Genomic DNA, 20,126 nt, shown 5'->3' on the forward strand with positions numbered 1-20,126 from the left:
TTTATAATTTTTCATATTTTTTAATACGTTTAGATACTTCCTCTAGAAAAGTAGCATTACCCCATAAAACAAATCTAGCTCGTTTTTCTGCTGAATCATATATATAATTGAATTTATACTGGTTTTGTCCTTCCATAGACATTATTACATCTGTTATTTCATGGGCAATAGGTTTAGCTTCTTCTTGTTCATTTACGTAATAATCTATTATACTGCATACTTGAAGCCTGTCTTCTGTTGTCCTGTTTTGTCCATCCATAAATACACAAAAATCATCTTGACTAACATCCCCATTTCCACACGTGCATTTAGAATCTTCATAATACTTATCCAATGCACTTTCATATATTCTCCACTGTCCTCCAACCTTCAAAGCCTGTATTTTACCACTATATATATATCTTCTTATTGTCTTGGTATGAACTTCTAATTTAACAGCAACCTCATCAATAGTATAATATTTTTCTTCCATGAGCATCACCTTTCTAGTTTTTAATAATTATATTATATCATAATGATAATGATTTTCAAGTACTTTTGTACAACTTTGTCTACTTTTGTTCACTTCGCATAAATTATATACATAGATATTAGATTTAATTGTTAATATTATATTTCTTTTCGTAACAATTATCCCTGTTTAATTTACATACCTATTATTATATTTACAACTTGGGCAAATAAAAAGCATTAAAAAAGAGCCTTATTCTATTTAAAGAATTAAAACTCTTGCATACTATATTGATTGATGTAATTTATCTTAGCTGTACCATTTTATAAATACTATCGTCTATTTTATCAGCTCTTATAATAAAATCAAATATATCATAGTCTAAACAAAGGTGGAAATCTTCTTTTGGTTGACTATCTTGTGTATCTGTATTCTGAAATCTCTCGCCACCATTGTTTATAAGTTCAGCTTCAAGATTAGCTAAATCAGGTTCTTCATTAAGTAATAAGCTTTTTATGTAGTTAGCACATAAAACATCTTCTTTTGCTTCATAAACACCACCGTTTCCCATTGCTACAAGAGATACTTTTTCCGGTTGCTTCTGCTGAATATATGTTGCTATAGCTTTAGCATTAACAAAACTGCCTGTAATAATTTCTGTAGCATTTGTAGCACTCACAATCCCCTTAGTTCCTGCACTAGTAGTATGAACTACAGTGCTATCCTTAAGGTTCCCACCCTTATTAATATAGTATGGTGAATTTCCATATTCAAAACCATCTAATAAGAGTCCATCTCTTTCACCTACTAAAATATACTCTGGATGCTCTAATTTAAGTTGTTGAGCTTTTCTAATTGTACCAACCGTATAAATATTTTTTACTCCCTGCTGATATAGGTAACATTCCACACTAAAAGCTCTAAATACATCAATAATGACTGTAAGCCCTTCTGCATGTTTTGCTCCTTCTAATAAATTGAGTATTTTTATATCCATTATTTTCAACTCCTCTAAGATAAGAAAAGGACATGTTACTCTCCAAAATTATTGTCAAATAATTCTTTTAAGGCAACAACGGCTTCTTTTTCATCTGGTCCGTTAACTTCTATTGTTAATTCATCATCTTTAATTGCTCCAATACTTAAAATCTGTAAAATGCTCTTTGCAATAAAAGCTTGGCCATCTTTAACAATACTAATATCTGATTTATATTTAGATGCCACTTTAACAAACATACTTGCTGGTCTTGCATGTAATCCGACTTCATTTTTTAACACTACTACTGCTTTTTCCATTTCATTTCCTCCGATTGTGATTTATAAAAAAATAATAGAGTATTCCAGTTAGAAATAGGGGCTAATAAGCCCCTTTATACTAATAACCTATCAACTAAATATTAGAACTGTGTATTATTAAATTTAAAAGCATTCTCCACATTATTTTTAGGATCATAAGTCTCAATGATTTCTCTATATCTTTCTTTATAATCATTGTCAACTTTTAATTCTGGAGTAACTATAGTACCTTCCTCAAAAAAGTGCTTAGATCCTCTACCCATAGCTACACCTCTTTTTGTATGTTTGTCAAGTGCGACATCCATAATAGTAGGTAATTTACCTAGAGCAGATCCCTTGATAATTATATTTTTAAGAAGATCACTTGAACGATCTTTTTTGCAACTGCATAATATACGAATTGCATGGATAAAAAATATTGGTTGATCTCCATCATCATAAGGGAAATTTTTTCTCATTTCACTTAAATTCTGGATATACCCTGCTGCATCAAGATTTCCAAACCCTATATCCTCCACTGAAATAGCTAACAACCTTCTCCATAATTTATCTAACAGTAATGGTGATGTTATGTATAATTCATATGCATATTCACATGCTTCTTCCACCATTGCTCTACGAATTGATTTTTGTAATGAAGAAATTATTTCATCTGCTGCAAATCCATTCTTTGTTGTTATTTCCGACCATATATTATAATTTTGTGACATTGTATTTCCTCCTTAAATTACATAATGTACATTTTCATAAATAATATTGATATCTATTTATCTGCACTAACAAATTGTGATAGTTCCTTAGTTAAAAATTTAATTGTTTCAACACTCATCAATTGATCTTCTGCATGTGCTAAAAGCAAACAAATCTGTGGTGTTTGAGTTTTCATTTCTTCACTCAATAAACCTAAATGTACTTCGTGTGCTCTCTTAAAGTTTTGATCCGCTAGCATAAGTTTATCATTATGCTCTTCTTGATTACCTGCTTTTTTTGCTTCATATGCTAGGATATAATTTGATTTAGCTGTTCCTGCATACGATATAATCTCCATAGCTATTTGTGCTAATTTCTCAATATCTACCATTCATCTCACCATTCTTCACTATTTTGCTAATGCTAATGCTTGATCAAGAGCTTTCTCTCCATCAGCAAGTGCATAAACTCTTGTATCTACACTTTCAGTTGGTACACCTAATGTTTGTTTTATATTCTCTAATGCATAAACAATTTGTGGTCCTATAAGACATACATCCCAATTTCCGATTTCATCTTTTAATCCTGAATTTGGTCTAGCTTCAATAATAACATCCAGATTTCTTTTTTGAGCTGCATCTTTCATTTTTTTCATTAAAATAGAACTTGACATTCCACCGTTACATACAACTAATATTTTCATTGTCTTTCTCTCCTATTAATTTATAATAATATATTTGTCATAATAAATATCATACGAATATATTAGCTAACTGTGTTAAGAAATGTTTCGCATCTTTACTAGCTACTAGCATTTCAAAGCACTTTTTATTTGGTCCCATTTGTTTAAACAATTGAAATAGTTCTTGTATTTCTTTATCAACTTTCGCCTGTGAAGCAAGTAAAAAGATAAGTTTCACTTGTTTATCTTTATATTTTATTGGTTTTCTAATTATTGCCACACTAACTATACTTTTTTTCGAGAAAGTATATAGAGGATGGGGTACCATAAAATGTTCTGATAAAAATGTTGGATAATTAATTTCTCTTTCAATAACATCTTTATAAAATTTCTCATGATTATCTATATATTTATCATCATATAGTTTCCTTGATAAATCATAGATTACTTTTTCAAATGTTACTTCTTCTTCATATATTGATACATATTTTTCATCAAACTTTTTTTCAATTAATTGCTCTGTTTTATTGCTATGGCAACAACGATTAAGATGTTCATAAATATTCACTCTATCTACATCTTTCGGCAACCCATCAATTACATACACAGTTTTATTATCTACTTTAATAATATCAGTCATGGATATTATTAAATCTACCTCTTGAGCTTTCAAAAAAGCTTCTAATTGATAAACAGGAATTACATCAATAATTTGAATTTGGTTAGGAAAATTTTTTATAATCCACTGTTTTGTAAAATTAACCATACCTGATAAATTACTGCTTACTAAAACCACTTTGATACTTTGAAATATATTTTCAAAATAGAACTCGATATATAGAGCAATATATGAAACTTCTGAATCTATAAGATATTTCTTTTTATATCTATACACAATAGGTACAATTAACATTGCAATTTCATAAGCATAAGCATATTTTTTCTTAATTAAATCTCTTGCAGTATTATCATATTCATATCCTTCTTCTAATCGTCTAAGCATATAATCCATATGAGTCGTTAAATTTGAATAAACCTCTTTGCAACTAGTAATATCAAATCCATATTTTTTTAATACTTCATCATAAAATTCTTGCATTATATTTTGGTGCTGCTGATTAATATCTTCAGTTGAAGGATTAAACAATTTAAGTGTCCACATAAAACTATCTAGAAAACCGATATCATTAATATAGAGTTCATCAAATTTATCTACTACTTCTTTCAAAATCTCAATAATAATTTTTGAAGATTTTTTATTAACATAAAAACCACTTAACTTTCTGTTAATCTGATTACGAATAATAGAAAAATACAATACCCAAACAAGCATCAGAAATGAATCATCTGAGAGTACAATACTATGTTCTTTAAATATATTTTTAATAAAATTGCTTAATATATTAAAATCATCTTGATTGTAAAACCCATCTAACAAGTTAGATATTTCCAAAGAATACACAGTTGTTTTCCGAGTAATTTCTTCTTCTAGGAGTGCAACAAAAACTTTTCTAATTACTTCTTCATTTTCTGTTGTATACACTATTTCATTTTGTATTGTAAATAACTCAGCTTCTACTTTATCTCCAATGATAGATTGTAATTTGATTAAATCTTTATAAACTGTTTGAGGTGAAACAAATAATTCATCTGCAATATTATTTATATGCTGTTGCTCTGAAAACAATATTTTTCCAATTAAGAACTTATATCTAATATTAATATCATCTAAACGTTGTTCGTTATTATATTCAAGTAATAAAGATGCAATAAGAGGGATATCTTTACTATTAATATAATATCCAATTTTATTAGACGAACTAATACAACAATTATATTTTTTTAGGCATCTATTAATTACACTGATATCATTACGGACAGTTCTATCAGACACTCTTAATCTTAGTGCTATTTTTGACCCGATAATACCCGCTGTATTTTTAATCAATATTTCTAAGATTTTAAGTTGTCTTTCTGTCCACATAACGTCACTCCTATAGTATAGTTATTTAGATATCTCGTTTATAATTTCTATGCTTCTATTTCTTTTTTAAGTTCTTCAGCTTCCATTGCTTTAAAGAATGGATAATATATTAATGTCATTAATGCAAGACAAGCGAAAACAAGAACTACTGCTTTCCAATCTAGAGTCATTAAAAACGCTCCTACCCCTGGTGGTAAAAAACTTGGTGGTTCAGCAATTGGCATTCCCACGATACCTAATGACATTGTTAAGTAACAAATTGTTGCGATTATCAAAGGTCCAAATACAAAGGGTATAAATAAAAATGGGTTCAATATAATAGGCGCACCAAATATTACTGGTTCATTAATTCCAAATATTGATGGAATAATTGATGCTTTCCCTATTGCACTAAAATTTTTAGATTTTGATCGCATCATTAATATTACTAGTCCAAGTGTCAATCCTGACCCCGTTACTTGAATCAATGCATAATAGAATCCAAATGTAAAGAAATGTGATACTGGTTGTCCTGCAGCATATGAAGCTACATTTGCTGCACCATAAGAAACTGCAAATGGCACCCAAACCGCTGATGTAATTCCTGGTCCATGCAAACCAAAAAACCATAAGAGTTGTGTTAAAAATACAACAATCAGAATAGCTGGTAGTGTATCCATTGAACCAACTGCCGGTGCTAGTATTTTCATAAACCATTGAGGAAATACTGAACCTGTAGTATATTGTACTAACATGGATACAGAAGTTGCAATTATTACATTTACTATAAATGGGAATAGAATACTAAAGCTTTCACCCACCATTTCAGGTACGCTATCCGGAAGTTTTATTACCAACTTTTTGTTAACCATAAAGCGCGTTACTTCTACTGTAAGAATTGCTGCTACAATACTTGTAAATAACCCTTCTGCCCCTAAATAAGCTGTACCTAGGCCATCCTTAATTGGTATACCACTTAAAATCAAGAATACTACCATTGCAGTAATACCCACAAAATTTGATTTGAAATCATATCTTTTTGCTAATGCATTTGCTATAAAAAACACTGCATAAATGGCAATAAGACCTGTTGTAAATTGATTTGCATATGTTAAACCTTTCATATGCCTACCAATAAAGTCTGCTATAGCTCCTGAACCTAGGAGGTTCTTTACCGCTATTGGTAGCAAACAAAATGAACCAAGTATAATAATTGGTATTATACCTATCATACCTTCTTTAATTGCTTGTAAGTGTTTTTGTTGTTCAACTTTGTTAGCTATTGGCATTAGATATTTTTGTAGTATGCTTTGAACTTTTGAAGTTTTCACTTTATCTTCTCCCTTTTAGTCTTTTGGAAACAACTTATAAGCGTTTCATTTGTTAAGCAAAATATAACAGCTGTTTACTTTAATACTCTTTTATTATATATAAGATTAAACTTCACTTCAAATAACATATTTCCAGTCAATTAGGAAATCTATAACCATCTCACTTTAATTTCCTTATCCTTAATAAGGATTTCATATAATAATATTATATTTATTGTTCAATTTTTTAGCCATTTTTTTTGTTTTAGGACTAATGCTTTCTATACAATCATTAATAAATAGATTAATTTCCGTCTTATCTTGTGCTTTATCATAAATCGAATCCAAAAGATCTAAAATATCATATTTTAGTAATTCTGTCTGTTTTTTTGTATATGATGTTATATCTTCTATGTGAAGTACCATATTACCTATTTTTCCTATCATGTCTTCTCTATACTTAACTATTTTTTTCAGATTTCTAACACAGCATTGAGCAGTCATAAATTTTTCATCATCAATACACTTAATATATTCATCAAAAACATCCTCTAGTTTATTATTAGTATCAACGGCTATTAGATTCCCAATCAATATCATTCCAATATCACGATGATAAGAATTTTTATGACTAAGCAGGGAAGCAAAATCATCCCAATATTCATAGAACAATTCTGGTTTTATTTCACTTGCATATGCTAATATATAATAACTGTGGTAATAAACCATAATTTCTTTGTAAGTCATCAAATACAACACTACCATATCTCTATATTCTTTATCATCTATTGTTTTTTTTGCGAGTGCAGATATATCCAAATCCTTTTTCTTGATTTCTTCAATAAATTTATTATCTATCATAAGCTAATATCCTTCCATAGTTAATGACTTTTAACTCTATTTTAATATGATACATTAGAGTTAATTATATTGCAATCAAGATAGAAAAACAAAAAATAAAGGGGTGAAATTCAAGAAATTCCACCCCAAGTAAGATATTATTTAATTCATACTATTTTCTTTTATTATCTCATCAAAACTATTTGAATCCATAATATGTTTAATTATTTTCTCCATTTCAGTTTTATTATAATTGTTTGTTAATGAAGAAAATATAACATTATAGTAGATATCATTATCTTCCCATATAAATTGAATATTCTCATCCGCTGTTTTTTCAAATGGTCGTTGATCTGAATTATTAAAGGTTGTTATTAATTTTAACACTTTTTTATTGTTTATATATTCCCAATTTGCTTCTAATCTTTTAATCATTTTTTCATTATCATTGTTAATTTTACCATGTTCATTGAATTGATTATAATAATACGGTGCTTTCTTCTCTATTGATAACCTATAGTTATACTCACTATCACTAATTAATATAATTTTATCATTTATGATACTTATAGACCTATATTTATTATCTATAGGAAATTTAAAATCGAATCCAATATTTTCCCTAGCTTCTTTCATATCTTCCATTTTATATATATGTGTTGTTTTATAAGGAGTTATAAAATTATGTTTATCAATATCTTCAGGTTTTTTTAGAGATTTAATCATTTTAGCAACTTCTAATAAATTCAATTCACCAATAACATTATTATCCTGATCAACAATGTTATACTCTATATCATAATAAATATTATCCTTTTCAAACACAAAATGTTTATGTTTGGTTAATGTTTTACCACCAATACTAATTTCTATTACTTCACCTTCAACACCTTCATAATTTGTAATATATCTGTTTATTATAGATGGATTACTATTATACATCTTATTTACTAAATAGATTTCAGGGTGTGTTTTAGATATATCTATGTTAAAGTAAAATCCATTATTAATACTATTGAAGAAGTTAATTCTATTTTCTTCTTGAATGAATTGAATACATTCTATCTTATAATCACCTTCTGTTATGTATTCTGGAATCATAATATTAAAATTGACATCTTTTAAAAGTCTATCCAAATCATTATATTCTTTATAATATCGAGGCTCAATAATATTTTCCACTAGGTCCTTATTTTCAACAACTTCAATTTTAGGTTCTTGTGCTTTAGTTTTAACTGGATTAGTAAGCACTATACCTCCTATTAATAATGCTATCATTATCGATAGTGCTGTAAATTTATATGTATTTTTTTTAAACTTATTAATCATTATAATTCTCCTCTCCAACTGTTTCTTAGTGTTATTGAAATAACAAGCCAATCCTATCTGATTACGCCTTGCTAGAAACAATCGTGTAACAACCAATATACTTTCCCCATATGATATTGCATTGTCCTCTCCTAATTTATCAAGAACATACGTATCACAGGCTAGTTCTATATCTGATTTGATAATAGAAGTTATTTTCCATATTATTGGATTAAACCAGTGAATACCTATAGCTATAACGCTAAATATATTGTAAATTAAGTCTTTTCTCTTATAATGGGCAAGTTCATGCAATACCACATGTTGAAAGTGCTCCTGATTCACATTAATTATCTGTTTAGGAAAATATACTCTGGGTCTAACTAGACCTGTTATTAATGGACTTGTTAAATTATCTCCCATGTATATATTTATATTTCTTTTGATACCTAATATCTTTTTACACTTGTCTATTATAATTATTAAATCGCTATCATCTATTTGTTTACATGATTTTAATCTAATAATAAATCTCTTCTGTATTATTATTGAGCCAGCTAAGATTATTAATAACCCCGCTAACCATATCATTGATAGTATGTTAATAATACTAAATCTGTGTTTGACCTGTGCTATATTAATATTAGGAGTATCTAAATGTTTATCAGTATTTTGGTTATACTTGATTTGTGTTTTTTTTCCTATATCATCTATCGTAGTTTGTTGACTTTCTATATTGGGATGTATAGTGTACAAACTCTCTGATATAGTATTTTCTGCCCCATATTGGGGCAGTAGATTTAATATGCTTATAGAACTTTCTGGTACTATAAGCATACAGAATCTTAATAAAATAAAACTTAGTAGTATCTGGTTAAATCCAATACTTATTCTTGCTTTTAATAGATATCTGATTATTAGTATTAGTACTGCTATTATACTTGATGTGAATGTGACTAATAGTACATTCATGAATATCATATTAAGAATATCCATAGCTATTACTCCTTTTGGAATACTTATTTCTTAATGTTAATTGATACTACTTTACATTAGATATCTCATCAAAAGTCTTTGAGTCCATAATATGTTCCATTGCCTTTTCAATATCTATTGGACTAGTATAACCATTATATGAAACACAATAATATATATCATTATCACACCAGATATACTCAATGTCTCTATCTGGTTCTGTCTGATTTCCGAATAACTCACACGTATAGATTACTTTCAACACTTTTCTATTATTGATATATTCCCAATTACCTTCCACCTTTTCAAACCAAACCTTTTCAGAATCAGCTATCTCTAATTTACCAAGTTTAGTAAATTGATTATAATAATAAGGAATTTCCTGTGTTTGTACTAGGTTGAAGCCACCTTCAAAATTCAGATTTATATCTTTTCTATCTTCTGAAGCCTGAATTGTAGTATATTTACCTAAAAAATCATCAATAGGTAGTTTAAAATCAAATCCTACAATTTCTCTAGCTGTTTCCATATCTTCCATACTATACACACAAAAATCTATATTAGGTAGATCAAAGATACTTTTATCAACATCTTCTGGATTTTTTAGAGATTTAATTATTTCAGCAACTTCTGATAATGATATCTCACTTTTAATACTGTTGTCTCCATTAACTTTTTGATAATCTATGACATAATATATATCCTTTTTCTTATATATAAAATGTTTAGTAGTCTCAGAACCAAACTTAGTAACTAATATTTCGCCCTCTATCCCTTCTATACTACTTGGATATCTATCTACTTTTACTGTCCTATTGCCAAAATATTCATCTGGATCTTTTTGAAATATCATAATATCAAGGAAAAATCCATTATCATTATCATAAAACAATCTAGCTCTTTCATCATGTGGAAACCAAGCTAATTCGCCCAAATAATAATTGTTCTGTGGTACATAGTCCGGCACCATAAAATCAAAATCTACATTATCAATAAAACTATCCAACTTGTTATACCTGTTACAATATAATTTAACTAAGATATCATCCATCATATCCTTATTCTCATCAACTTCCAGATTATCTATAGAATCTTTCATCTTATCATTTTTTTGTCTAGCACTTACTGGATTAGTAAGCACTATACCTCCTATCAATAATGCTACCATTAATGATAGTGCTGTAAATTTATATGTATTTTTCTTGAACTTATTAATCATTATAATTCTCCTCTCCAACTGTTTCTTTGTATTACTGAAATAACAAGCTAATCCTATCTGATTACGTCTTGATAGAAACAATCGTGTTACAACTAATATACTTTCCCCATAAGATATTGCATTATCTTCCCCTAATTTATCAAGAACATATGTATCACAAGCCAGTTCAATATCTGATTTAATAACCAAAGTTATTTTCCATATTATCGGATTAAACCAGTGAATACCTATAGCTATAACGCTAAATATATTGTAAATTAGGTCTTTTCTCTTATAATGAGCAAGTTCATGCAAAATCACATGTTGAAAATGTTCTTGATCCACATTAATCATCTGCTTAGGAATGTATATACTAGGTCTAAATAAACCTGTTATGAATGGGCTTTTAAAATTATCTCCCATATATATGTTTACATTTCTTTTTATACCTAATATCTTTTTACATCTCTCCATAATAATTAGTAACTCACTATCATCTATTCGTTCACATGATTTTAATCTATAAGTGAATCTCCCCTGTATTAAAATTGCACCAATTAGGATTATTAATAATCCAGCTAACCATATGATTGATAGTATGTTAGTAATACTAATTTTCTTTTCAACATGTGTTGTATTGATAGTCGAATCTAGACGTTCATCAGTATTTTTGATATAATTAACTTGTGTTATTTTTTCTGTACTATTTCCTAGAGTTTGTTTATTTTCTATATTGGGATGTATAGTGGACAAACTCTCTGATATAGTATTTTCTGCACCATATTGGGGCAATAGGTTTAGTATACTTATAGAACTTTCTGGTACTATAAGCATACAGAATCTTAATAAAATAAAACTTAATAGTATCTGGTTAAATCGTATACTAATTTTTGCTTTCAATAGATATCTGATCAAGAGTATTATTACTGCTATTATACTTGATGTGAATGTGACTAATAGTACATTCGTGAATATCATATTAAGAATATCCATAGCTATTACTCCTTTTGGAATACTTATTTCTTAATGCTTATCTTTTTTCTTGTTTTCTAACATCTTTTGAAGTTTATCAATATCTTCTTCTGATAGATCCTCTTGTTCAATGAAGTTATAAACCAGCCTATCAACAGCACCATCATAAATTTTTTGAAGAAAACTCTTATTCTCAACCTTTACATATTCCTTTTGAGTAACAATAGGATAATATAAATAATTGCGTCCTACCCTGTTATAAGATATAGCTTTCTTCTTAACCAGCCTGGTTATAAAAGTCTTAATAGTTTGTGGATTCCAACTCATTTTTTCAGATAAACTATTTATTATCTCATCAGAAGTAATAGGGTTCTTGAACCATATTAATTTCATGACTTCTAATTCTGAATCAGAGATACTAGGAATATTCTTTTTCATATAATAAACCTCCTGTTTTTAAATCTACACGCGTAAATCTATTATTCAGTTTACACTTGTAGATTTAAAATGTCAAGATATTTTTATAATTTTAATACAACTTTTTTTAATTACAATATATCTTGCATGTCTCTATACTTTTTTGGTGTCATACCATACATTTTTTTGAATATACCTGCAAAATGTCCTGCATTATTATAACCTACTTCCTTTGCGATGTTCTGTATACTATAATTAGAATCTTGCAAAAGAAGTAAAGCTTGATTCATTCGTAGCGATTTCAGATATTCATATGCAGTAGTTCCATATGTTTTTCTGAAAGCTAATTGAAAACGAGTAGTACTCATGCTTGCAAGCTTTGATAAGTCCTCAATTGATGGATACCTAGCTAGATTTTTATTCATATACTCTATTACTTTTTTCAAAGATCTTACATCATTATTACTAAGTTTCACATGTATAGGCTCAGTTTTAATCGCTTGCTCATAATTATAAGTAGCAAGAGCTAATAATTCTAGTATCTTACCTTCTAGATATATATTCATGGACGAACCTTTTGCCCTGGAACTTTTTATTTGTTGGAATATAAAATTAAGCTCTGGTTGATTAGGGCTTAATGATAGAAATCTTACTGCATTTTTAGCCCCCTGATAACTATCTCCATATCTTTTTTGTAAAAAATCATCATAATATTCTTTGGATATTATTACTTTTGTAAAACGTACAGGCTCTCCTTTTTTGCAATATACGTATATTTTTTTACTATTATTGATATAACAGCATATACCTTTTTTAACTGGTTTAACCTTTTGTTTACCCACTTTGAAAGAACTGGAACTTGTTTCAAATTGACTGATCTCTACATAACTCTGAGTGATTTCTGATACTTTTTCGAGATTATCTTTTGGTGTATAATCTGCAATAATTACCATGAACATGTCATTAAATGAAATAAGCCTTAGACTCCCTTCACCATATTCTGGTTCCATTCTATAAAAATAATCACCTTTCTGTGAGCATTCGTACACCATTGTAAATGGAAGCTGCTCCGTTAACACCGAATAGTATTCATGTATTGTCTCTATCATTTAATTTTCCTCCTATGAAAACACTAATATCATTCTATCATAATTTTATATCATATAATACCATAATTATATCATAATATTATCATATTTACACTCTATAAACCGTCATTAAATGTTGATTTGAAAAGCTTTTACACCGTTTATTCAAAATCAATTTTATTAGATACTAGTATATTGTAATTACTATAAAAAAAGCTATAATATAAACATCAATAGATTTTGATAATAACTCTCAATTAAGAAAGGAGCCTAAAAATGAATAAAAAAGAATCTTTATTCAATAATCTATATTCTTTACTAAAAGGCGAACGCATTAAATTAATTATAGGATTATTACTTGCAGTCATATGCTCTGCATTATCTTTTGTACCATACCTTGCAATATACCAAATAATCTATGAGTATACTCAAACTGGATTTAATTTTACATTTATTATTTATTGGGCAATCATTAGTATTGCTTCAGTTATATTAAAATCTTTGTTATTATCAGTGGCTAGTCTTTGTGCTCATTTATCAGCATTTAATACAATGCATAAACTAAGGATCAAAGTAATTAGGTATATGTCAAAATTAAAACTAGGATTTTTCAACGATAATTCTCAAGGTGATATAAAAACAGCCTTATTTGATGACATTGGAAGATTAGAGAATTTTATAGGTCATAACCTCATAGATCTAGCTCAATCATTTGTTGTACCTATCATATTATTTATACTACTTCTCATTATTCAACCAATAATGGCAATATGCATGTTAATACCAGCTGTTCTTGGCATTGTCATACCAATGAAAATCATGAAAGGATATCCAGAATTAACAACAGAATTTGCCGATACCATATCTTCTGTTAACGCATCAGTCAATGAGATGGTATCCAGTATGCAAGTTCTAAAAATGTATCATCTATCCGCTAAACACTTTAAAAGATATACTAATTCGTTGGGGCTATATACATCATGTCTTAAAAAGATGGCAAAAAAATCTTGTGCTCCAATAGCAGTCACTGTTGTAATCCTTGATTCAGCTATTTTATTCACATTACCTATTGGGGGTTTTTTGTATATAAATGAAATGCTCTCTCTTGGAAATTATCTTTTATTTATACTGTTATCAATGTGTTTTTTTAGTGCATTCTTTAATCTTATTAATATAAGAATGGGAATCATGGAGTTAAAAAGCGGATTGACCCATGTTCAAAAAATATTGAATCTAGAACCTATATCTCAAGGAAATATGATTCTTCCAAAGAAGGAGAGTTATAGTGTCAGCTTTAATGATGTGTCTTTTTCCTACTCAGATACATCTATACTTAATAATGTGAATCTCAACATACCAGCTGGTAGCTTTACAGCATTTGTTGGTGCCTCTGGAGCTGGTAAGACTACTGCAGCTCAATTGATTGGAAGATACTTCGACGTTAATAAAGGTGAAATTAGAATTAATGATACTAATATCAAAGATTTAACAACTAATTCATTAATGGATACTACTGCTTTTGTATTTCAAGATATATTTATTATGGATGATACCATATTTGAAAATATAGCAATGGGTAGTAATACAGAATCTTCAAAAGTTATAGAAGCCGCTAAAGGAGCTATGATTCATGATTTTATAATAAGTTTACCTGAAGGTTATAAGACTCGACTAGGAGACTCTGAAGGAATCAAACTTTCTGGAGGTCAGAAACAACGTATCGCAATAGCACGTGCAATCTTGAAAAACTCTCCAATAGTTATTTTTGATGAAGCAACTTCATTTTCAGATATAGAAAATGAACATAAAATTCAACTTGCCCTATCTAATTTATTAAAAGACAAAACAGCAATAATGATTGCTCATAGACTTCATACAATAATTAATGCTGATAATATTGTTGTCTTTGATGAAGGAAAAGTTGCACAACAAGGTACACACATAGACTTATTACAGTCTAGTGGAATCTATCAGACAATGTGGAATGCTTATATACAATCATCACAAAAGGAGGCCGTTTAGATGCTTAAAACAATTAACTGGCTATTAAAAGACAATAAGAAAAAGCTTTATCTTCCTATCTTTTTAACATTGATTGATGCCATAGGAAGTATGGCATTATATTTTATTTTGTACTTAACAGTAGTAGAATTACTAAATAATACTCTAACTGAATCCAAGATAATAATATATACAATAATTTGTGCTCTAAGTGTGATTTACCGTATTATTGTATATCGCAAAGGTTATCTATTGTGTTTCATTAGAGGTTTTGATGTTGCACATGATGTTCGAGTGGATCTTGGTGAACATATATGTAATCTTAATCTTGGATATTTTAATAAGAACAGTATCGGTCATTTAATGAATACACTTACTAATGACATTGCTAGTTTTGAAGGAGTTCTTTCACATGCACTGCCATTCTGCATAAAAACAATTACACTGGTTGCACTAATCATCACTGGTACGTTTTTCATAAACTGGCAATTAGCTTTATCACAATGTTTGGTGATACTCATTTCTTTTCCCATACTACATTGGAGTAATCTCATGGTAAAGAAATACGGAAAAGAAAAACGTAGTCTTGGTTCACGCATGATCTCAGTCGTAATTGAGTATATAAAAGGATTCAAGGTATTCAAATCCCATAATCTTACAGATACCCACTTTGAACGTCTAATCAATACTCTAGAAGACACAAGAAAACTAAGTATCAAAACAGAATATAAAATGGCAATACCCAATTGCATGTATGTAATCATAGTCAGTTTTTTAACTCCATTAATATTATTATTAGGAAGTTATATGGTATCTGGACATGATCTAACCTCTGAATCTTTTGTTGCATTCATGATAATGAGTCTAGCCCTTTCTGCTCTCCTTATATCTTTTGAGCACTATTATATAATGTTAAATGATTTAAAGCTCGCTACTAGTAATCTTAAAACCACATTTGACTATAAACCCCTTTCATACTCAGATGATGATTTTATATTAAACAATTATAAAGTATCTTTTAAAAATGTTGATTTTGCGTATGAATCTGGAAAAGAAGTTCTGCACAATATCAATTTTATAGCAAAAGAAAAGAGTATTACCGCTCTAGTAGGTCCTTCTGGATCTGGAAAATCAACTATCACTAATCTGATAGCACGTTTTTGGGACCCTACAAATGGTTCAATAGAAATAGGCGGCAGAGATATAAAAGATCTTAATCCAGATCATTTACTCCGTTATATCAGTGCAGTCTTCCAAGAAAATGTATTACTTAATGATACAATTATTAATAATATTAAAATCGGCAGACCTAACGCTACATACAAAGAAGTTATTGAAGCTGCAAAACTAGCTAATTGTGATAGCTTTATCAAAAAGCTACCAGATGGTTATAACACTATGGTTGCACAAGGAGGCACTTCTCTTTCAGGTGGTGAAAAACAACGTATTGCAATTGCAAGAGCCATTCTCAAAAATGCACCTATCCTATTGTTAGATGAATCAACTGCTTCCCTTGATCCAGATAATGAAGCAAAAATCAATAATGCCTTAGACAGATTAATGAAAGATAAAACTGTATTTGTAATTGCTCATAGATTGAATACGATACGCAATGCTCATCAGATAATCCTATTAAACGATGGTAAGGTTGAAGAAATAGGTAACCATAAAATTTTAATGAAACAAAAAGGTCACTATTACAGAATGGTTAAAGAACAAGAAGCAGCAAGTGAATGGATTGTGAAAGGAGATGCTCTATATGAGTAAAAATAATAATAGAATCACATTAATGAGTGAAGGTAATATAACTAAATCATTATTTAAACTTGGCATACCAATGGTAGTAAGTATGCTTGTCATAGCACTATATAACGTTGTAGATACATACTTTGTATCAGGTCTTGGCATAAGTCAAGTAGCAGCTGTTACGGTTGCATTCCCAATATCTCTGATTTTCTCAGGTATTGGACTGACATTCGGGACTGGTGGTGGTTCCTATATATCTAGATTACTCGGTTCCAAAAATATTAAAAAAGCCAATGAAGTGGCTTCAACTGCATTGTTCAGTGCCTTGATGATTGGTGTTCTCATAGTTATATCAATATTCATTTTCTTAGGTCCTGTATTATTGTTTATGGGAGCTACTGAAACGATATTACCTTTTGCCAAGAGTTATGCGACTATATTCATCATTAGTATGTTATTCAGCACTGTGAATGTTGCTACTGGTAATCTAGCTGTAGCACAAGGTGCCGCTAATATATCTTTAACTGCAATGATTAGCGGTTCAGTACTCAACATGATCTTAGACCCATTATTTATATATACATTTAATCTCGGAGTCGAAGGTGCTGCAATAGCTACTTTACTTTCTCAGATTGTTACATCGCTTATATATATAAGGTTCTTTGTTAGCGGTAAAAGTTTCCTCAAAATCTCATTATCCAACTTTACTCCTAAAAAAGATACTTATGCACAGATAATCAAGATCGGTATTTCAATGTTGCTATTACAACTTCTTTGCAGTTTATCTATGAGCTTGATAGCTAGAGCTGCTAAGGCTTATGATGATCAAGCTATAGCTGCAATAGGGATTGTACTTAGGATAATTACTCTTGGTACTAATGTTGTATTTGGTTTCATGAAAGGTTTTCAGCCTATTGCAGGTTATAGTTATGGTGCAAAAAATCTTAGTCGGTTAAAAGATGCTACCAAAAGCACTATTAAGTGGACAACACTCTTTTGTATAGCATGGACCATTATAACTTTTGTCTTTGCTAAACCTATAATTTCAATATTCAGTTCAGATACTGAGGTTATTAGAATCGGTGTAAAAGCACTGAGAGCCAATACTATAATGTTCTTTACATTTGGATTTCAGTTCACATATTCCACATTATATTTAGCCATTGGTAGAGCTGTATCTGGTGGAATACTTAACATAGGAAGACAAGGTATATTCTTCATACCAGTAATATTGATTTTGCCCTCATTATTAGGTCTTGATGGAATTATATATTCTCAGGCAGTAGCTGATATATTGACAACTGTGGTAACTATAGTTTTTGCTGTTAAGATAGAAAAAGAATTAGGTCAGAGTGTTAAAAATGATAGTGTTGAATTAAAGACTATGGTTGTTTGATGATATGTTCTAGGGTTAAAAGTGCAGGTCGGTAATAGTTATTTGGACAACGGAAGTATGTGAGAAACATATAGGGTGATTATCACTATATAGGGTATCACTATACTTCCGTTGTCCTATAAATCTTTAGTTTATACCCTTATGTTTTAAACTTACTTCAACCTAATATTAGCAACATTCGGCAAATCAGGATGCCCAAAGAACTTATAATCTTCTATAACCTCTTCATTGAATACTCCAAGACTTTTAACTTTTGTCAAAGGAATTATTGCCCCATTTTTATTAATCTCTTTTAACACAAAATCATAAGTTTCTTGTATTTTACTTTTATCAGTCATACAAGTAAGCTCATTAAGTATCTCACTAGCATTATCTATATGCTTCAATCCTTGAGCTAATAAATTATCTCTCAAAGGATCTGGATTGACTCTAGTCATAAATAAATATGGATCATATGGTATTGGATTGGTTACCTGCATTGCCATAGTGAAATCACCACTTGCGATTACTCCAAATTGAGCCATCATTTCCATACCTTTCACCTTAACATCCATACCAATAGCTTTTAGATAATGAGCTACAGAAAGACTTAAATCTTCTATCATAGCCATACCACTAATGTATACTATTTCGCCCTCTAATCTCATCCCATCTTTTTCTCTGATTCCATCCCTATCTGAATCAATCCATCCTGCATCTTCAAGGATTTGTATAGCTTTTTCTGGGTCATATTCATATTGCTCTACAGTAACATCACAATATGGTAGAGACTTGTCTAATACCCCATCCGCTTTTTGTTCTATACCATAGAATAGATTCTCACTAATCTCATCTTTATTAATCCCATGATTAATCGCAAGACGAACAGCTTTTTCTTCAAATGGTTTTTCAGAAAGATTAAATCCTATGAGCCTTGTCTGAACTATTGCATCTGACACTTTGACTTTATATTTATCATCACTTGAAAGTTCATTAAAAGAATCATAAGAAATATTAGGTGAGCCTATAATTGCATCTATTTCCCCACTTCTTAGAGCAAGAATTTTTGCATCATTATCTGGAATGACCTTGACACTAAAACTTTCTACATCTGGCTGTTTTCTATTATATTCATTATTTCTTACGAATACATAACTTTCTCCATCCTTTTGTCCATCATACATATACGGTCCAGTTCCTAATGTTTTTATCTTAGTCATTTCACTAAGAGTACCATCTTCATTATATGCATTAGGTGACATCATTCCCATAGGTAACAACAAAGTAAAATCTTGTAAAGCTCCATAATATGGTGATGATAGATTAACTTCAACTGTATATTCATCTACGACCTTAACTTCTTTTATTAATGTAGTCGTGGCGCCATAGGCACCATTAAAATCACCTAGCATTTTTGGAATATTATCTAGATTCAGCTTGACAACTTTTGCATTGAAATATTCTCCATCAGAAAATTTTATGTCCTTCTTCAAATTAAAAGTGTATACAAGACCATCATCAGATATTTCCCAATCCTTAGCTAGACCAGGCACAATCTCTCCATCTTCATACTGAACTAAAGTTTCATAGAAATTACATAAATAATTCAAGGGTCCATAGTTGCTACCAATGTTGTTAGGTGAAAGTACTGTAAAAAATCCTGTATCAAAATTCCAGCTTTCACATAAAGTAATATCCTTTTTGCTGCTCTTAGAATTTTCCTTAGTTGTTGATGAACACCCTGTAATTAATGATATAGATAAAATAATACCTAAAACAGTAGCACTCATTTTCTTTAATAATTTCATTGTTTT

General features: G+C 29.5%; 17 protein-coding genes. 3 read left to right on the forward strand and 14 right to left on the reverse strand.

Translation table 11 applies throughout. The features are described 5' to 3' along the window. Window position 1: 1 nt before the first annotated feature. From ACX6CF_RS15660 to ACX6CF_RS15720, 13 genes are all read right to left on the reverse strand, one after another. Window positions 2-472 carry a helix-turn-helix domain-containing protein gene (locus ACX6CF_RS15660; protein ID WP_458786283.1) on the reverse strand — a complete coding sequence of 157 codons (471 nt, stop codon included), beginning with the start codon at window positions 470-472 and terminating at the stop codon, window positions 2-4. 283 nt (window positions 473-755) lie between these two features. Further along, on the reverse strand, window positions 756-1,448 hold the full coding sequence (locus ACX6CF_RS15665; protein WP_458786284.1) for a 2-phosphosulfolactate phosphatase: 693 nt from the start codon (window positions 1,446-1,448) through the stop codon (window positions 756-758). Between the two features lie 35 nt (window positions 1,449-1,483). Beyond that, on the reverse strand, window positions 1,484-1,747 hold the full coding sequence (locus ACX6CF_RS15670; RefSeq protein ID WP_458786285.1) for an HPr family phosphocarrier protein: 264 nt from the start codon (window positions 1,745-1,747) through the stop codon (window positions 1,484-1,486). A 101-nt stretch (window positions 1,748-1,848) separates the two neighbouring features. Further along, window positions 1,849-2,457 carry a hypothetical protein gene (locus ACX6CF_RS15675; RefSeq protein ID WP_458786286.1) on the reverse strand — a complete coding sequence of 203 codons (609 nt, stop codon included), beginning with the start codon at window positions 2,455-2,457 and terminating at the stop codon, window positions 1,849-1,851. A 53-nt stretch (window positions 2,458-2,510) separates the two neighbouring features. After that, window positions 2,511-2,828 (reverse strand): PTS lactose/cellobiose transporter subunit IIA, encoded by a 318-nt coding sequence (locus tag ACX6CF_RS15680; protein ID WP_458786287.1) that lies wholly within the window; start codon window positions 2,826-2,828, stop codon window positions 2,511-2,513. An 18-nt stretch (window positions 2,829-2,846) separates the two neighbouring features. Further along, on the reverse strand, window positions 2,847-3,140 hold the full coding sequence (locus tag ACX6CF_RS15685; protein WP_458786288.1) for a PTS sugar transporter subunit IIB: 294 nt from the start codon (window positions 3,138-3,140) through the stop codon (window positions 2,847-2,849). A 49-nt stretch (window positions 3,141-3,189) separates the two neighbouring features. Further along, window positions 3,190-5,103, reverse strand: coding sequence for a BglG family transcription antiterminator (locus ACX6CF_RS15690; RefSeq protein WP_458786289.1), 1,914 nt, complete (start codon window positions 5,101-5,103; stop codon window positions 3,190-3,192). A gap of 47 nt (window positions 5,104-5,150) precedes the next feature. Then, window positions 5,151-6,413 carry a PTS sugar transporter subunit IIC gene (locus ACX6CF_RS15695; RefSeq protein WP_458786290.1) on the reverse strand — a complete coding sequence of 421 codons (1,263 nt, stop codon included), beginning with the start codon at window positions 6,411-6,413 and terminating at the stop codon, window positions 5,151-5,153. 192 nt (window positions 6,414-6,605) lie between these two features. After that, window positions 6,606-7,253 carry a hypothetical protein gene (locus tag ACX6CF_RS15700; protein WP_458786291.1) on the reverse strand — a complete coding sequence of 216 codons (648 nt, stop codon included), beginning with the start codon at window positions 7,251-7,253 and terminating at the stop codon, window positions 6,606-6,608. Between the two features lie 141 nt (window positions 7,254-7,394). Beyond that, on the reverse strand, window positions 7,395-9,536 hold the full coding sequence (locus ACX6CF_RS15705) for a M56 family metallopeptidase (protein ID WP_458786292.1): 2,142 nt from the start codon (window positions 9,534-9,536) through the stop codon (window positions 7,395-7,397). A gap of 46 nt (window positions 9,537-9,582) precedes the next feature. Next, window positions 9,583-11,706 (reverse strand): M56 family metallopeptidase, encoded by a 2,124-nt coding sequence (locus ACX6CF_RS15710; protein WP_458786293.1) that lies wholly within the window; start codon window positions 11,704-11,706, stop codon window positions 9,583-9,585. 30 nt (window positions 11,707-11,736) lie between these two features. Then, complete coding sequence (locus tag ACX6CF_RS15715) at window positions 11,737-12,123, reverse strand: BlaI/MecI/CopY family transcriptional regulator (protein ID WP_458786294.1); 387 nt, start codon at window positions 12,121-12,123, stop codon at window positions 11,737-11,739. A gap of 110 nt (window positions 12,124-12,233) precedes the next feature. Then, window positions 12,234-13,211 carry an AraC family transcriptional regulator gene (locus tag ACX6CF_RS15720; RefSeq protein WP_458786295.1) on the reverse strand — a complete coding sequence of 326 codons (978 nt, stop codon included), beginning with the start codon at window positions 13,209-13,211 and terminating at the stop codon, window positions 12,234-12,236. A gap of 255 nt (window positions 13,212-13,466) precedes the next feature. On the opposite strand from ACX6CF_RS15720, the gene ACX6CF_RS15725 reads away from it, so the two are divergent. The 3 genes from ACX6CF_RS15725 to ACX6CF_RS15735 are packed head-to-tail and all read left to right on the forward strand — an operon-like array spanning window position 13,467 to window position 18,333. Beyond that, window positions 13,467-15,212 (forward strand): ABC transporter ATP-binding protein, encoded by a 1,746-nt coding sequence (locus ACX6CF_RS15725; RefSeq protein WP_458786296.1) that lies wholly within the window; start codon window positions 13,467-13,469, stop codon window positions 15,210-15,212. Next, complete coding sequence (locus ACX6CF_RS15730; protein WP_458786297.1) at window positions 15,213-16,958, forward strand: ABC transporter ATP-binding protein; 1,746 nt, start codon at window positions 15,213-15,215, stop codon at window positions 16,956-16,958. Continuing rightward, window positions 16,951-18,333 carry an MATE family efflux transporter gene (locus ACX6CF_RS15735; RefSeq protein WP_458786298.1) on the forward strand — a complete coding sequence of 461 codons (1,383 nt, stop codon included), beginning with the start codon at window positions 16,951-16,953 and terminating at the stop codon, window positions 18,331-18,333. The genes ACX6CF_RS15730 and ACX6CF_RS15735 overlap by 8 nt, the downstream gene beginning before the upstream one ends. A 152-nt stretch (window positions 18,334-18,485) precedes the next feature. On the opposite strand, the gene ACX6CF_RS15740 is transcribed toward ACX6CF_RS15735, so the two are convergent. Then, window positions 18,486-20,120, reverse strand: a complete 1,635-nt coding sequence (locus tag ACX6CF_RS15740; RefSeq protein WP_458786299.1) for an ABC transporter substrate-binding protein — start codon at window positions 20,118-20,120, stop codon at window positions 18,486-18,488. Window positions 20,121-20,126 lie beyond the last annotated feature (6 nt).

It is taken from the genome of Vallitalea sediminicola, assembly GCF_054408565.1.

What these genes read in the sequence shown, in the direction of transcription:
- ACX6CF_RS15660 (WP_458786283.1), bottom strand. Translation starts at nt 472, where the DNA reads ATGGAAGAAAAATATTATACTATTGATGAGGTTGCTGTTAAATTAGAA.
- ACX6CF_RS15665 (WP_458786284.1), bottom strand. Translation starts at nt 1,448, where the DNA reads ATGGATATAAAAATACTCAATTTATTAGAAGGAGCAAAACATGCAGAA.
- ACX6CF_RS15670 (WP_458786285.1), bottom strand. Translation starts at nt 1,747, where the DNA reads ATGGAAAAAGCAGTAGTAGTGTTAAAAAATGAAGTCGGATTACATGCA.
- ACX6CF_RS15675 (WP_458786286.1), bottom strand. Translation starts at nt 2,457, where the DNA reads ATGTCACAAAATTATAATATATGGTCGGAAATAACAACAAAGAATGGA.
- ACX6CF_RS15680 (WP_458786287.1), bottom strand. Translation starts at nt 2,828, where the DNA reads ATGGTAGATATTGAGAAATTAGCACAAATAGCTATGGAGATTATATCG.
- ACX6CF_RS15685 (WP_458786288.1), bottom strand. Translation starts at nt 3,140, where the DNA reads ATGAAAATATTAGTTGTATGTAACGGTGGAATGTCAAGTTCTATTTTA.
- ACX6CF_RS15690 (WP_458786289.1), bottom strand. Translation starts at nt 5,103, where the DNA reads ATGTGGACAGAAAGACAACTTAAAATCTTAGAAATATTGATTAAAAAT.
- ACX6CF_RS15700 (WP_458786291.1), bottom strand. Translation starts at nt 7,253, where the DNA reads ATGATAGATAATAAATTTATTGAAGAAATCAAGAAAAAGGATTTGGAT.
- ACX6CF_RS15705 (WP_458786292.1), bottom strand. Translation starts at nt 9,536, where the DNA reads ATGGATATTCTTAATATGATATTCATGAATGTACTATTAGTCACATTC.
- ACX6CF_RS15710 (WP_458786293.1), bottom strand. Translation starts at nt 11,706, where the DNA reads ATGGATATTCTTAATATGATATTCACGAATGTACTATTAGTCACATTC.
- ACX6CF_RS15715 (WP_458786294.1), bottom strand. Translation starts at nt 12,123, where the DNA reads ATGAAAAAGAATATTCCTAGTATCTCTGATTCAGAATTAGAAGTCATG.
- ACX6CF_RS15720 (WP_458786295.1), bottom strand. Translation starts at nt 13,211, where the DNA reads ATGATAGAGACAATACATGAATACTATTCGGTGTTAACGGAGCAGCTT.
- ACX6CF_RS15725 (WP_458786296.1), top strand. Translation starts at nt 13,467, where the DNA reads ATGAATAAAAAAGAATCTTTATTCAATAATCTATATTCTTTACTAAAA.
- ACX6CF_RS15730 (WP_458786297.1), top strand. Translation starts at nt 15,213, where the DNA reads ATGCTTAAAACAATTAACTGGCTATTAAAAGACAATAAGAAAAAGCTT.
- ACX6CF_RS15735 (WP_458786298.1), top strand. Translation starts at nt 16,951, where the DNA reads ATGAGTAAAAATAATAATAGAATCACATTAATGAGTGAAGGTAATATA.
- ACX6CF_RS15740 (WP_458786299.1), bottom strand. Translation starts at nt 20,120, where the DNA reads ATGAAATTATTAAAGAAAATGAGTGCTACTGTTTTAGGTATTATTTTA.